This is a genomic window from Acidovorax sp. SRB_14 (assembly GCF_012932145.1).
Lineage (GTDB): Bacteria > Pseudomonadota > Gammaproteobacteria > Burkholderiales > Burkholderiaceae_C > Simplicispira.
Map to the genome: position 1 here is coordinate 147,412 of NZ_MWOK01000008.1, position 14,706 is coordinate 162,117.

Below are 14,706 nucleotides of genomic sequence, written 5' to 3' on the forward strand. Positions count from 1 at the left end.
TTCTCAATCAATCGAGTACGCGAAGGCGAAGCGCAGACAGTGCTGTAGCACAGCAAGCGAAGCCGACAAAGTAATCGTTTGATTTAGAAAGGGAATTATTCGAGTTTGGCGCCCGAAGTCTGGACCACCTGGGCCCAGCGCTTGACTTCGCCGCTGACCATGGCGGCAAACTGCTGCTGCGTCATGCCGCCGTACTCGGCGCCGTTGCTGGCCCACACGGCCTTGAGTTCATCGGCCGCGCCCAGGCGCCGGATCTCCTCGACGATGCGTGCCTGCACGTCGGCGGGCGTGCCTTTGGGCGCCCACAGGCCGTACCAGGTGGTGACGGTGTAGTCGGGCATGCCCACCTCGGCGGCACAGGGCACGTCGGGGAAGGCCGGGTTGCGCTTGGCGCCCGAGACCATCAGCGCCTTGATGCGCCCGCTCTTGATGTGCGTGGCCGAAGACCCCAGGCCGTCGAACATCATGTCGACGTTGCCGGCGATCAGGTCCTGCAGCGCCGGGCCCGCACCGCGGTAGGGAATGTGCGTGATGAAGGTGCCGCTTTGCTGCTTGAACAGCTCGCCCGCGAGGTGGTGCGAGGTGCCCGCGCCGGCCGAGCCGTAGTTGAGCTTGGCCGGGTTGCGCTTGACGTGGGCCAGGAACTGCTGGAAGTTGGCGACCGGCACGGCCTTGGGGTTGACCACCACGACCTGCGGCACGTTGGCCAGCAGTGCCAGTGGAATGAAGTCCTTTTCGATGTCGTAGTCGAGCCGGGGGTACATCGAGGGCGCGATGGCGTGGTGCACGGCGCCCATGAACAGCGTGTAGCCATCGGGCGCGCCCTTGGCGGCGTAGCTTGCGCCCACGGTGCCACCGGCGCCGCCGCGGTTGTCAATGATCAGGGTCTTGCCGGTCGCCTTGGCAAACTGCGCTGCGAGCGGGCGCGCAAACGCGTCCGTGCCGCCGCCGGCGGGAAACGGCACCACCAGGGTCACCGGTTTGCTCGGCCAGGCACTGGCCTGCGCCCAACTGCCGGCCGTTGCCAGCGCCAGCCCCGCTGCGGCGCCACTGCGCAAGATGCCGCGCCGATTCAAATGCTCTGCCATCGCTTGTCTCCTCTCGTTGTAAAAATGGTCGGGCCCCGGGTCAAGGGGGGCACAGGCTCTCGATGTCCTTGGACGTCGCAACGCGGCCCTGCGCGAGCAGGCCGCGGTGTTTGTCGATGCGTTTGAGGTCGTACAGGTAGTTGACCATCAGGCCGTACGACTGCTTGTGGCCCTTGGCGGACGGATCGCCCGCCCAGTTCAGGCGCTCCACGCGCGCGCCGTTGCCCAAATGGAAGCGCGCCACCGCGTCGGCCGGCTTGCCGCCCGGCAGCTCGCGCGCCAGGTAATGGGCGGCGCACTGCATCAGCCAATGGCGCACCGGCGATTTGGCGTCCAGCTGCGCCGCCCTGTCGGCCGCGGCCAGCAAAGGCGCGGCCAGTAAAGGCGCGATCTGCAGCGGCTCGGCGTCCACGGCACGGGCGAGCTCTGCGCGCGGCTTCTCGCCCAGCCGATCGACCATGACATCGGCATTCTTGACCAACCAGGCGCGAAAACCGGGAATCGGCGAGAGCGTGGCAAAGGTGCGCAGGCGCGGGAATTCGGCGCACAGCGTGTCGACCACATGCTTGATCAGCGAGTCGCCAAAGCTCACGCCGCGCAGCCCGGCCTGGGTGTTGCTGATCGAATAGAAAATGGCCGTGGTGGCACGCGCGATGTCGGTGGGCGCCGCTGCTTCGTCCAACAGCGGCGTGATGCTGCTCGAGATGCCATCGGCCAGCGCCACCTCGACAAAGATCAGCGGCTCGCTCGGCAGGCGCGGATGGAAGAAGCCATAGCAGCGGCGGTCGCTGTCGAGGCGGTTCTTCAGGTCGGCCCAGCTGCGGATGTCGTGCACGGCCTCGTACTTAATGAGCTTCTCGAGCAGCGAGGCGGGCGAGTCCCACGACAGGCGCCGCAGTTCTAGAAAGGCCACGTCGAACCAGGTCGAAAACAGGTGTTCCAGCTCCGCATCGAGCGCCAGCAGCCGCTTGTCACCCTTGAGGTGGGGCAGCAGCTCGGCCCGCAGGTCCACCAGAAAGCGCATGCCTTCGGGAAACACCGCAAAGCGCTGCAGCAGCCGCGTGCGCGGCGACACCAGCGCGCGGCGCAGGCCGATTTCGGCCTGGCCCTCTTCGGCGGTGCCGGCCGCAGCCTCGTAGCGCTCGTGCGCCGAGGCAAAGCGCGTGGCGTCGGGCGCAAACTGCTCGCACATCAGCAGCCACAGGTCGCGCCGCGCCTCGGGTTGGGCCTGTGCGTACCAATCGGCCACGGCCTGTGCGCGGCGCCCGCCTTCGAGCTCGCTGGTGCGCGGCGCGACGACCGCCTGCAAGTCCGCCAGCACGCGGCGCAGCGCGCGTGGCGACAGCGCTTCATGGGTGCGCCGCAGTGTGGCCTGCAGGCGCTCGTGCGTGGTGCGCGGCGCAGGGGCCGCCTTGGCCTTCGGGGCTGGCGCTGCGGCCTGGGCATCCGGCCCGGGCTGGGCAGGAAGCAGGCGGGCCATGCCGCGGGCAAGCCAGTCGGGGACGTTTTTCATGGCAGCAGTATCGAGTGGTGGCGGGCAACGCTGCGCAGCGCCTCGCGCTGGCGCAGCAGGTGGGTGCGCATGGCGGCCTCGGCGCCCTCGCAGTCGCGCCGCTGCAGCGCGGCAAAAATGTCCAGATGCTCGGCCAGGCTTTGCTCGAGCCGGCCGGGCGCCCGCAGCTGCTGCAGGCGCGCGAGCTTGAGGATCTTGCGCAGGTCGCCAATCACCTGGGCCAGCCAGCGGTTGCCGGCCAGCGCGATGAAGGCCTCGTGGATGGCGAAATTGGCCTCGTAGTAGCCCGCGATATGCCCTGCCGCTGCATGCTGCTGCAGGCGCTCGTGCAGCAGGTGCAGCGCGGCCAGGTCGGCCTCGCCCGCATTGCGCGTGGCCTCGTGCACGGCGCGCCCTTCGAGCAGGGCGATGACGGGAAAAATTTCGTCGAGGTCGCGCTCGGTCACCTCGGCCACAAAACAGCCGCGGCGCGGCTCGTGGCGCAGCAGGCCTTCGGCCACCAGCACCTTGAGCGCCTCGCGCAGCGGCGTGCGCGAAATCGCCAGGCGCTCACACAGCGCGCCCTCGTCCAGAAAACTGCCCGGCGCCAGCGCACCGGCAAAAATCTGTTCACGCAACTGTGCAGCGGCTTCGTCGTGCAGGGAGTTGGGAACCGTGCGCATGGCCGAAGTCAGCCGGCCGCGCGGGCTCGGGCATGCAAGGGGTCGGCGAACGGGACAGGCATTGAGCAAAATAGGTAAGAGAGCGTTCTCACGCAGGATATCAGCGTAATTTCACATAATTATGAAAGGTCACGTTGTCCCTGCCATAGGGGAAAGCACTGTCTCTTCCGGGCTGCGCCGGGCTGACGCTATTGCCCAGGCACTGCCCGGCAGGCAGCAGCCCACGCGAGGTAGAAAGCTATTGTTTTAATAGCTACAAGCGCTTGACCCATCAGCGTTTGAGGCCTGTCTGACCCATATTCATGGGCTGGCGCTGCGCCCACAGCCACAGGGCCACACCGGCGGCAATCATCGGCAGGCACAGCCACTGGCCCATGCTCATGCCCAGCGGCAACAGGCCCAGGAAACTGTCGGGCTCGCGGAAGAACTCGGCAATGAAACGGAACACGCCATAGCCGAACAGGAACGCCGCCGCCACCTGACCCTGGCGCCGCTCGCGCCGTGCATACAGCCACAGCAGCACGAACAGCAGCAGGCCTTCGAGCAGGAACTGGTAGACCTGCGAAGGGTGGCGCGGCAGCATCGAGCCGCTTTGCGGAAACACCATGCCCCAGGGCAACTCGGGGCTGGCAAAGCGACCCCACAGTTCGCCGTTGATGAAGTTGCCCACCCGCCCTGCCGCCAGGCCCGTGGGCACGCAGGGCGCCACGAAGTCGGCGACCTGCAGCCAGGGCCGCTGGCGCGAGCGCGCAAACCAGACCATGGAGGCAATCACCCCCAGCAGGCCGCCGTGGAAACTCATGCCTCCCTGCCAGATGGCAAAGATCTCAAGCGGGTGCGTGGCGTAGTAACCGGGCTTGTAAAACAGGCAGTAGCCCAGCCGGCCGCCGATCACCACCCCCACCACACCAAGAAACAGGATGTCTTCCACGTCCTTGCGCGTCCAGGCGCCCGGCCCGGTGAGGGAGGCGAAGGGCGCGTGGCGCAGGCGCCGCGTCCCCAGAAACATGAAAAGGCCAAAGGCCGCCAGGTAGGTCAGGCCATACCAGTGGATGGCCAGCGGGCCGATTTGCAGCGCAACAGGGTCGATATGGGGATACATCAGCATGCGGGCGATTGTGCACGCAGCGCCGCGGCAGCTCGGCCGTCCCCGTGCGTGTCACGGAACCGGCAGGGCCGCGCGCACGAAGTCGATCCAGCGCGCCAGCGCGGGCGCGTTGGGCACCGCATCGCGCCACACCAGACTGGTTTCGCAGTGCGGCACGCCGGCCTCGGCCGGCACCTCGCGGTACACCACGCCGGGCCGCTGGAACTGGCGCACGCTGGCCGGCACCCAGGCCACGCCCAGGTCGGCCGACACCAGGTTGACGATGGTCTGCATCTGGATGGCTTCCTGCGCAACGCGGGGCTCGTGGCCTGCCGCGTGGTAGAGCGCAGCGATGGCGTCGTACAGCGAGGCCACGATGCGGCGCGGAAAGATCACCAGCGGCTCGTCCAGCAGCGCGTCCCAGTCCAGCGCCGTGCCCGTGGCCAGGGCGTGGTGCTCGGGCAGGGCCAGCACCAGGGGTTCGCTGGCCACGCGCAGGCGCTCCAGGGCGGGCGGCGCCTGCCCGGGCGCATGCAACAGCAGCCCGGCATCGATGTCGCCGCGCTGCAGCGCGTCCAGCTGCACGTCGCCCGTGGCCTCGATCAACTCCAGGTGCACCCCGGGCAGCGCGGCGCGAAAGGCGCGCACCCACTGCGGCAGCGGACCGAAGCCCACGGTCGAGACAAACGCCAGCCGCAGGCGCCCCAGTTCCCCTGCGGCCGCGGCACGCGCCTGGCCGGGCAGCTGCTGCGCACGCGCCAGCAGGTCCAGCACCTGCGGCAGCAGCGCCTTGCCCGCGGCCGTGAGCTGCACGCTGCGCTGGCTGCGGTCGAACAGGCGCAGGCCCAGCTTTTTTTCCAGCCCGGCGATGGCCTGGGTGAGCGGCGGCTGCGTCATGTGCAGGCGCTGGGCCGCGCGACCAAAGTGCAATTCCTGCGCCACGGCGGCGAACTGCTTCCAGGCGCGCATATCAATCAGAGGCTCACTCATATGCGCAGCATATCAATGAACGCCTTCAAACGGATTGGATCGCCCGCGCCAATGACCGCATACTGGTGCCTGGAAAAACCACCCCCGACAGGAAACCCCATGGCAGACAGCACAGTCATCCCGATCCGCCCCGTCAACGAGCGCAGCGCCCACATCACCCAGGGCAAGTCGCGTGCGCCCAACCGCTCCATGTACTACGCCATGGGCTACGAGGAATCGGATTTCTCCAAGCCCATGGTCGGCGTCGCCAATGGCCACAGCACCATCACGCCTTGCAACTCGGGCCTGCAAAGGCTCGCCGACGCGGCCATTGAGGGCATCGAGGAAGCCGGCGGCAACGCCCAGGTGTTTGGCACACCGACCATTTCGGACGGCATGGCGATGGGCACCGAGGGCATGAAATACAGCCTGGTCAGCCGCGAGGTCATCAGCGACTGCATCGAGACCTGCGTACAAGGCCAGTGGATGGACGGCGTGCTGGTGGTCGGCGGCTGCGACAAGAACATGCCCGGCGGCCTGATGGGCATGCTGCGCGCCAATGTGCCCGCCATCTACGTGTACGGCGGCACCATCCTGCCTGGCCGCTACCAAGGCAAGGACCTGAACATCGTCAGCGTGTTCGAGGCCGTGGGCGAGAACGCCGCCGGCAAGCTCAGCGACTTCGACCTGCACGAGATCGAAAAGCGCGCCATTCCCGGCACCGGCAGCTGCGGCGGCATGTACACGGCCAACACCATGTCGAGCGCCTTCGAGGCGCTGGGCATCAGCCTGCCCTACTCCAGCACCATGGCCAACCCGCACGACGAGAAGCAGAACTCGGCCAAGGAATCGGCCAAGGTGCTGATCGAGGCGATCAAGAAAGACATCAAGCCGCGCGACATCGTGACGCGCAAGAGCATCGAAAACGCCGTCGCCGTGATCATGGCCACAGGAGGCTCGACCAACGCGGTGCTGCACTTCCTGGCCATTGCCCACGCAGCGGGCGTCGAATGGAGCATCGACGACTTCGAGCGCGTGCGCCAGAAGACGCCCGTGCTCTGCGATTTGAAGCCCAGCGGCCAGTACCTCGCGGTGGACCTGCACCAGGCCGGCGGCATTCCGCAGGTCATGAAGGTACTGCTCAACGCCGGCCTGCTGCACGGCGACTGCCTGACCATCGAAGGCAAGACCATCGCCGAAGTGCTGAAAGACGTGCCCGACCAGCCGCGCGCCGACCAGAACGTGATCCGTCCGATCGACAAGCCCATGTACGCGCAAGGGCACTTAGCCATCCTCAAGGGCAACCTGAGCCCCGAAGGCGCGGTCGCCAAGATCACCGGGCTGAAGAACCCGGTGATCACCGGCCCGGCGCGCGTGTTTGACGACGAACAGTCGGCCCTGCAAGCCATCCTCGACGGCAAGATCGTGGCCGGCGATGTGATGGTGCTGCGCTACCTGGGCCCCAAGGGCGGCCCGGGCATGCCCGAGATGCTGGCACCCACGGGCGCGCTGATCGGCGCCGGCCTCGGCGAGAGCGTCGGCCTGATCACCGACGGGCGGTTCTCGGGCGGCACCTGGGGCATGGTGGTGGGCCACGTCGCTCCCGAAGCGGCGGCCGGCGGCACGATTGCCTTCGTGGAGGAAGGTGACTCGATCACCATCGACGCACACCAGCTGGTGTTGGAGCTCAACGTTCCCGAGGCCGAGATCGCCCAACGCCGGGCAGGTTGGAAGGCCCCCGCCCCGCGCTATACGCGCGGCGTACAGGCCAAGTTCGCGTTCAACGCCGCCAGCGCCAGCAAGGGTGCGGTGCTGGACAACTATTGACGCAGGGCGTGGGCTGAAAGTGCCTGCGGCAAACATGCCGCAGGCACTTTTGCAGAGAGGCCGGCGAAGGCGCTATCTTGCCGGTCAACGCGGCTTGCGGGGCCGCATGCCCAGGGCATCCTTGTGCCGGTCAATGCGGTCCCGCTTGCGCTTGTCCATTTTTTCCATGGCGCGCCGCTTGGTGTAGCCAGTGGCATCGGCCCAGGCCCACCATGCGGCCGCCAGTGCAAACGGCGCCACGACCCACCACCACGACCAGTCCGCGGGGGGGCCGATGTGCAGCGACTTCAGCAGCACCAGAATGATCCCCAGTCCCAACATATACATATCTTGCCCTCGCCAGTCTCTGCGTCCTCTGCTCTTCGTCAACTGGAGCCGTGCGAATCGCGTTAAAGTCCAAGGCACTGTAACCCAACCACAGGAAAGAACCATGATGAAACGCACCCTGATCACTCTTGCCATGACGCTGTCGGTGGCCGCCCCGGCCATGGCCGACCAAGCCCTCGCAACGTCCAAAAACTGCATGGCCTGCCATGCAGTCGACAAGAAGCTGGTCGGTCCTTCTTTCAAGGACGTGGCCGCCAAGTACGCCGGCCAGAAGGATGCCACCGACAAGCTGGCCACCAAGATCATGAAGGGCGGTTCGGGCGTATGGGGCCCGGTGCCCATGCCTGCGAACCCCCAGGTCAATGAAGCCGATGCCAAGAAGCTGGCCGACTGGGTGCTGGCACAGAAGTAAGGCTGCCAGCCGCACTTGGCGCCCTGCGGGTGCCAAGGCGCGTCGGGCCGCGTCCACGCAAGTTTGTGTGGACGCGGCCCTTTTTTTGGTGCGTGGCTATGCCATCCGATGCGCCACCGGGCTCAGCCGAGGTCGCGCCTTGCGCGCAGCTGCTGCTCCAGCTGCCCCACGTAAGCAGCCGTGGAGTTGTCGGATTCCAGCATGCGCGCTGCGATCCGTGCGTCGAGCGCATCGAGCCGGGCCCACAAAGCCGATTGCGCTTGGCTGTGGTGCGTTTCGAGGTACTGGCGCAATTCCGTGAAACGCGAAGCCTCCGCCTTGTCCGCCAATTCGCGCTGCACCTGCATCTCCTTGGCATGGCGGCGTGCATCCATGAGCACCGTGCCTTGCAGCGACAGCACGTAGGCCACAAAGAACACGCCCAGCAAAACGGTCAACCCCAGCATCAGCAAGCCCAATGGTGCAGTGAACGACACCAGCCCCAGCGACACGGGCGACGGTGCCGCCAGCGTGTTCCAGTTCAATGCCGCCAGCAGCGCAATGGCCGCCACAGTCAGCAGCAAGAAAAAGGTTCTGAGGTTCATGGCGGGGCTCCAGCGGTGGGCGCGCTTGGCGCGCGGGGTGTTCGGGGTCAAGCGCCCTTGTACCCCAACTTGCCGGGCTCGCGGCACGCAGCTCGGCGATTTCCGCCCCTCTCCTACACCAGCGCGCTTGTGCTCCCCACAACAAAAAGCCGCCCTGTCTTGCGGCAGGGCGGCCTCCTGGTGGGGTGCGACGGCTCAATTGGCCTGCGACAACTGCTCCAGGATCGCCGGGTTCTCCAGCGTCGAAGTGTCTTGCGTGATCTGCTCGCCCTTGGCAATGCTGCGCAGCAGCCGGCGCATGATCTTGCCGCTGCGCGTCTTGGGCAGGTTGTCGCCAAAGCGGATGTCCTTGGGCTTGGCAATGGGACCGATTTCCTTGGCCACCCAATCGCGCAGTTCTTTCGCAATCGCCTTGGCCTCATCGCCTGTGGGGCGGCTGCGCTTGAGCACCACGAAGGCACAGATCGCTTCGCCCGTGAGGTCGTCGGGGCGCCCCACCACGGCGGCTTCGGCCACCAGATCGGTCTTGGCGACCAGGGCGGACTCGATCTCCATCGTGCCCATGCGGTGGCCCGAGACATTGAGCACGTCGTCGATGCGGCCCGTGATGCGGAAGTAGCCGCGGTCGGGACTGCGCACGGCGCCGTCGCCCGCCAGGTAGACGGTGCCGCCCATCTCTTCGGGGAAGTAGCTCTTCTTGAATCGCTCCGGGTCGCCCCAGATCGTGCGGATCATGCTCGGCCAGGGGCGCTTGATGACGAGCATACCGCCCGCGCCGTTGGGCAGATCGTTGCCGGTTTCATCGACCACCGCGGCCATGATGCCGGGCAGTGGCAGGGTGCAGCTGCCCGGCACCAGCGGCGTGGCGCCCGGCAGCGGCGTGATCACATGGCCGCCGTTCTCGGTTTGCCAGAAGGTATCGATCACCGGGCAGCGCTCACCGCCGACGTTTTTGTAGTACCACATCCAGGCTTCGGGGTTGATGGGTTCGCCCACGCTGCCCAGAATGCGCAGGCTCGACAAGTCGGAGCGCGCCGGGTGCACGGCCGGGTCGGCTTCGGCCGCCTTGATGAGCGAGCGGATGGCCGTGGGCGCGGTATAGAACACGGTGCACTGGTGGCGTTCGATCATTTGCCAGAAGCGGCCCGCGTTGGGGAACGTCGGAATGCCTTCAAAGATGATCTGGGTGGCGCCTGCGGCCAGCGGCCCGTAGGCCACATAGGTGTGGCCGGTGATCCAGCCGATGTCGGCAGTGCACCAGAACACGTCGCTGGGGCGGATATCGAAAGTCCACTCCATCGTGGTCTTCGCCCACAGCAGGTAACCGCCCGTGCTGTGCTGTACACCCTTGGGCTTGCCGGTGGAGCCCGAGGTATAGAGGATGAACAGCGGGTGCTCGGCCCCCACGGGCTCGGGCGCGCACTCGCTGCTCTGGCCCGCCAGTGCTTCCGCGAAAGTCTTGTCGCGGCCGGCCTGCATCGCGCACGCGGTGGGTGTGCGCTCATAGACGAACACGTTGCGCACCGCTTCGCAGCCGCCCATGGCGAGCGCGTCGTCGATGATCGCCTTGAGCGGCAGTTCCTTGCCGCCCCGCATCTGGTAGTTCGCCGTGATGACGGCCACGGCTCCCACGTCCAGGATGCGCTCGTGCACGGCCTTGGCACTGAAGCCGCCAAACACCACGCTGTGCGTCGCGCCAATGCGGGCGCAGGCCTGCATGGCGACCACGCCTTCCACGGTCATGGGCATGTAGAGCAGGACGCGGTCACCCTTGGCAATGCCATGGGCCTTGAGCGCATTGGCAAACTGCGCCACGCGCTCCAGCAGCTCCTTGTAGGTCACACGCGTGACCTGGCCATCGTCGCCTTCGAAGATGATGGCGGTCTGGTTCTCGGTGGGCGTGCCCATGTGGCGGTCGAGGCAGTTGGCCGAAGCGTTGAGCTCGCCGTCGTCAAACCAGCGGTAGAACGGTGCATTGGACTCGTCGAGCGTGCGGGTGAACGGCTTGCTCCATTGCAGCTGTTCGCGGGCGAGGCGTGCCCAATAGCCTTCAAAGTCGCGCTCGGCCTCCGCACACAAGGCCTCATAAGCCGCCATGCCCGAGATCCGGGCGGCCTTCACGGTGGCCTCAGACGGCGGAAAAACCCGGTTTTCAACCAATGTGGACTGGATGGCGGACGGTTGCGCACTCATGGTGGTGTCTCCTGAAGATCAATAAAAGGCTGCCCATACTTTCAGCGCGGCCACTTACATACCACTGACGGGCATGGAGCTTACCAAGGGGCGCCGCAAGCCCCCGGCGACGTGCCGCGCTCCTTCCCTTTTGTGCGGCCACCCGTGGTCGCTTTTTGCCGCGCCGGGCACAGACCGCTAGAGCGCCAGGCGCGCGCGCGCGGCCAGGTACTCGCGGCGCAGCCGCTCGACCAGCGCGGCAGCGCTGGTGACCTCGGTCACGGCGCCAATGCCCTGGCCGCAGCCCCAGATGTCCTTCCAGGCCTTCTTGGCGTCGCCGCCGAAGTTCATTTTGCTCGGGTCGGACTCGGGCAGGTTGTCGGGGTCCATGCCGGCGGCGCGGATCGAGGGCGCCAGGTAGTTGCCGTGCACGCCAGTGAACAGGTTGCTGTAGACGATGTCGTCCGAACTGCCGCTGACGATGGCCTGCTTGTAGGCCTCGCTGGCGCGCGCTTCTTGCGTGGCGATGAAGGCCGAGCCGATGTAGGCGAAGTCGGCGCCCATGGCCTGCGCGGCCAGGATCGCGTTGCCGCTGGCGATGGCGCCGCTGAGCGCGATCGGGCCGTCGAACCACTGGCGGATTTCCTGGATCAGCGCGAACGGGCTCTTCACGCCCGCGTGGCCGCCGGCGCCGGCGGCGACAGCAATCAGGCCATCGGCGCCTTTCTCGATCGCCTTGCGCGCGAACTTGTTGTTGATGATGTCGTGCAGCACGATGCCGCCCCAGCTGTGCACGGCCTGGTTCACGTCTTCGCGCGCGCCCAAGGACGTGATGACGATCGGCACCTTGTACTTGGCGCAGACTTCCATGTCGTGGTCGAGCCGGTCATTGCTCTTGTGCACGATCTGGTTGATGGCGAACGGCGCCGCAGGCGCGTCGGGGTGCGCGCGGTCGTAGGCGGCCAGCGTTTCGGTGATCTCGGCCAGCCAGTCGTCGAGCTGCGCGGCCGGTCGCGCGTTGAGTGAAGGCATCGCGCCGACGATGCCCGCCTGGCACTGCGCGATCACGAGCTGCGGGTTGCTGATGATGAACAGCGGCGAGCCGATGACGGGCAGCGACAGCTTTTGCAAAACGGGGGGCAGCTTGGACATGGCGTCTCCGGATCCTTGTGATTTTGAATGAAATCGGCCTATAACGCTTGCTGGTCAAGCACTGCAAGCTCATATATTAATAGCACAACAACCCGCGTATGCGGGCTGCCCTGGGCGTCAGAACGCGTCCAGCTCCAGCGCCACCACGCTGCCGGCACCGTCCACGATGCTGTCGCGCAGGCCACCGGCCTTGACCAGGATGTGCTCGGCATAGAACTGTGCCGTGGCGATTTTGGCGCGCAGGAAGGCCTCGTCCTGTCCCTGGGGCAACAGCTGCTGCGCCACCAGCAGCGCACGCGCCATCTGCCAGCCCGCCGCCAGGTTGCCGGCCAGCAGGAGGTAGGGCACGCTGCCGGCGAACACGGCGTTCGGCGCGGTCTTGGTCTGGCGGGCGACGAAGTCCACCACATCGACAAACGCCAGGCGCGCGGCCTGCAGGCGCTGGGCCACGGCTTGGGCCGCGGCCGTGCCGCTGGCGGCCAGCTGGCTTTCGGTCTGCTCGATCTGCGCGGCAATGGCGCGCGCGGCCTGGCCGCCGTCGCGCGCGGTTTTGCGGCCCACGAGATCGTTGGCCTGGATGGCCGTGGTGCCTTCGTAGATGGTCAGGATGCGCGCGTCGCGGTAGTACTGCGCTGCGCCGGTCTCCTCGATGAAGCCCATGCCGCCGTGCACCTGCACGCCCAGGCTGGTCACTTCGATACTCATCTCGGTGCTGTAGCCCTTGACCAGCGGCACCATGAATTCGTAGAACGTGGCGTTCTGCTTGCGCACCTCGGCATCAGGGTGGTGGTGCGCCGCGTCGTAGGCGGCCGCCGCCGTGGTGGCCATGGCGCGGCAGCCCTCGGTGTAGGCGCGCATGGTCATGAGCATGCGGCGCACGTCGGGGTGGTGGATGATGGTCGCGCTGCCCTGCACGCTGCCGTCGACGGGGCGGCTTTGCACGCGGTCGCGCGCGTACTGCACGGCCTTCTGGTACGCGCGCTCGGCAATCGCGATGCCCTGGACACCGACGGCGTAGCGCGCGGCGTTCATCATGATGAACATGTATTCGAGCCCGCGGTTCTCCTCGCCGACCAGGTAGCCCACGGCGCCGCCGTGGTCGCCGAACTGCAGCACCGCCGTGGGACTGGCCTTGATGCCCAGCTTGTGCTCGATGCTGACGCAGTGCGCATCGTTGCGCGCGCCCAGGCTGCCATCGGGGTTCACCAGGAACTTGGGTACGACGAACAGGCTGATGCCCTTGACGCCCTCGGGGGCGCCCTGCACGCGGGCCAGCACCAGGTGCACGATGTTCTCGGCCATGTCGTGCTCACCGTAGGTGATGAAGATCTTGGTGCCGAAGACCTTGTAGCGGCCATCGGGCTGCGGCTCGGCGCGCGTGCGCACCAGCGCCAGGTCCGAGCCGGCCTGGGGCTCGGTGAGGTTCATGGTGCCGGTCCATTGGCCGGTCACCAGCTTTTCGAGGTAGGTGGCCTTGAGTTCATCGCTGCCGGCCGTAAGCAGGGCCTCGATGGCGCCGTCGGTCAGCAGCGGGCACAGTGCAAAGCTCAGGTTGGCGCTGTTGCACATCTCGATGCAGGCCGCACCGATGGTCTTGGGCAGGCCCTGGCCGCCAAACTCGGACGGGTGCTGCAGGCCTTGCCAGCCGGCTTCGGCGTACTGGCGGAACGCGTCCTTGAAACCGGGCGTGGTGGTGACGGCGCCGGCCTGGAAGCTCGACGGGTTCTGGTCCCCCTCCCAGTTCAGCGGCGAGAGCACGCCCTCGTTGAACTTGGCGCATTCTTCGAGCACGGCCTGGGCGGTGTCGAGGCCCGCGTCTTCAAAGCCGGGCATCTGCGCGACCTGGTCGATATGGGCCAGGTGCTCGATGGCAAACAGCATGTCCTTGGTGGGGGCGGTATAGCTCATGGGTCTCTCCTGCGGGGTGCGTGGCTTGTCCAGATACAAAAAAGGGCATCGCGAAGGATGCCCTGGGGGTGGCGGCGGGGTTTACAGGGCCTTGACCAGTTCCGGCACGGCCGCAAACAGGTCGGCCTCCAGGCCGTAGTCGGCCACCGAGAAGATCGGCGCCTCGGGGTCCTTGTTGATCGCAACGATCACCTTCGAGTCCTTCATCCCCGCCAGGTGCTGGATCGCCCCCGAGATGCCCACAGCCACGTACAGCTCGGGCGCGACGATCTTGCCCGTCTGCCCGACCTGCCAGTCGTTGGGCGCGTAGCCCGCGTCCACCGCGGCGCGGCTTGCGCCCATCGCGGCTCCCAGCTTGTCGGCCAGCGGCGTGATCACTTCGTCGAACTTTTCCTTGCTGCCGAGCGCCCGCCCGCCCGAGACGATGATCTTGGCGGCCGTCAGTTCGGGCCGGTCGCTGTGCGCGATCTCGCTGCCGACAAAGCGGCTTTGGCCCGCATCCGGCGTGGCGGCCGTGGGCTCGACGGCAGCGCTGCCGCCGGCAGCCTGCGCCGCGTCAAAGCCCGTCGTGCGCACGGTGAGCACCTTGACGGCGTCCAGGCTCTGCACGGTGGCGATCGCGTTGCCCGCGTAGATCGGGCGCTCGAACGTGTCGGCCGAGATCACGCGGGTGATGTCGCTGATCTGCGCGACGTCGAGCCGGGCGGCCACGCGCGGCGCGACGTTCTTGCCGCCGGCCGTGGCGGCAAACAGGATGTGGCTGTAGTTGCCAGCCCCATCGCCCTGGAGCGCGAGCACCTGCGCGGCGACGTTCTCGGCGAGGCCGTGTTCGAGCCCGGGGGCGTCGGCGTGGAGGACCTTGGCGACGCCGGCTATTTGGGCGGCGGCCTGCGCGGCCGCTGCCGCGTTGTGGCCGGCGACGAGCACGTGCACGTCGCCGCCGCAGGCGGCAGCAGCGGTGACGGTGTGGAGCGTGGCGCCCTTGAGGGACGCGTTGTCGTGTTC

Annotated in this window: 13 protein-coding genes; 2 read left to right on the forward strand and 11 right to left on the reverse strand. The window is 67.0% G+C overall.

Annotated elements, in window-relative coordinates; all coding sequences use genetic code 11:
• Positions 1–95: 95 nt before the first annotated feature.
• The 5 genes from B2J86_RS08680 to B2J86_RS08700 form a co-directional block, all read right to left on the reverse strand.
• Positions 96–1,088 (reverse strand): tripartite tricarboxylate transporter substrate binding protein, encoded by a 993-nt coding sequence (locus tag B2J86_RS08680; protein ID WP_173025239.1) that lies wholly within the window; start codon positions 1,086–1,088, stop codon positions 96–98.
• Positions 1,089–1,128: 40 nt separating this feature from the next.
• Positions 1,129–2,601, reverse strand: coding sequence for a malonyl-CoA decarboxylase (locus B2J86_RS08685; protein WP_173025240.1), 1,473 nt, complete (start codon positions 2,599–2,601; stop codon positions 1,129–1,131).
• Positions 2,598–3,263, reverse strand: a complete 666-nt coding sequence (locus B2J86_RS08690) for a GntR family transcriptional regulator (RefSeq protein ID WP_173025241.1) — start codon at positions 3,261–3,263, stop codon at positions 2,598–2,600. The genes B2J86_RS08685 and B2J86_RS08690 overlap by 4 nt, the downstream gene beginning before the upstream one ends.
• Before the next feature lie 271 nt (positions 3,264–3,534).
• Positions 3,535–4,371, reverse strand: coding sequence for a prolipoprotein diacylglyceryl transferase (gene lgt / locus B2J86_RS08695; protein ID WP_173025242.1), 837 nt, complete (start codon positions 4,369–4,371; stop codon positions 3,535–3,537).
• Between the two features lie 51 nt (positions 4,372–4,422).
• Positions 4,423–5,340 carry a LysR family transcriptional regulator gene (locus B2J86_RS08700; protein ID WP_173025243.1) on the reverse strand — a complete coding sequence of 306 codons (918 nt, stop codon included), beginning with the start codon at positions 5,338–5,340 and terminating at the stop codon, positions 4,423–4,425.
• A 99-nt stretch (positions 5,341–5,439) separates the two neighbouring features.
• Here B2J86_RS08700 and ilvD point away from each other — a divergent pair, with 99 nt between their 5' ends.
• A complete protein-coding gene (gene ilvD, locus B2J86_RS08705) occupies positions 5,440–7,146 on the forward strand; it encodes a dihydroxy-acid dehydratase (protein WP_173025244.1) in 1,707 nt (568 codons plus the stop codon).
• An 84-nt stretch (positions 7,147–7,230) separates the two neighbouring features.
• Here the strand turns inward: ilvD and B2J86_RS08710 are convergent, their stop codons facing one another.
• Positions 7,231–7,473, reverse strand: coding sequence for a TIGR04438 family Trp-rich protein (locus B2J86_RS08710; protein WP_169169458.1), 243 nt, complete (start codon positions 7,471–7,473; stop codon positions 7,231–7,233).
• 106 nt (positions 7,474–7,579) lie between these two features.
• Between B2J86_RS08710 and B2J86_RS08715 the strand changes: the two genes are divergently transcribed.
• Entirely contained in the window at positions 7,580–7,885 is a 306-nt protein-coding gene (locus B2J86_RS08715) for a c-type cytochrome (protein ID WP_169635502.1), read from the forward strand.
• A gap of 122 nt (positions 7,886–8,007) precedes the next feature.
• Here the strand turns inward: B2J86_RS08715 and B2J86_RS08720 are convergent, their stop codons facing one another.
• The 5 genes from B2J86_RS08720 to B2J86_RS08740 form a co-directional block, all read right to left on the reverse strand.
• Positions 8,008–8,469: a LapA family protein gene (locus tag B2J86_RS08720; protein WP_169169459.1), complete on the reverse strand. Its 462-nt coding sequence runs from the start codon at positions 8,467–8,469 to the stop codon at positions 8,008–8,010.
• A 195-nt stretch (positions 8,470–8,664) separates the two neighbouring features.
• The gene (gene acs, locus B2J86_RS08725) at positions 8,665–10,662 is read right to left on the reverse strand and encodes an acetate--CoA ligase (RefSeq protein WP_169635470.1); all 1,998 of its coding nucleotides are present in this window, start codon (positions 10,660–10,662) and stop codon (positions 8,665–8,667) included.
• Positions 10,663–10,839: 177 nt separating this feature from the next.
• Positions 10,840–11,793: a nitronate monooxygenase family protein gene (locus B2J86_RS08730; RefSeq protein ID WP_169169461.1), complete on the reverse strand. Its 954-nt coding sequence runs from the start codon at positions 11,791–11,793 to the stop codon at positions 10,840–10,842.
• A gap of 117 nt (positions 11,794–11,910) precedes the next feature.
• On the reverse strand, positions 11,911–13,701 hold the full coding sequence (locus tag B2J86_RS08735; RefSeq protein ID WP_169169462.1) for an acyl-CoA dehydrogenase: 1,791 nt from the start codon (positions 13,699–13,701) through the stop codon (positions 11,911–11,913).
• Between the two features lie 81 nt (positions 13,702–13,782).
• Positions 13,783–14,706, reverse strand: a 924-nt coding sequence (locus B2J86_RS08740; RefSeq protein WP_173025245.1) for an electron transfer flavoprotein subunit alpha/FixB family protein, incomplete at its 5' end; no start/stop codon positions are given.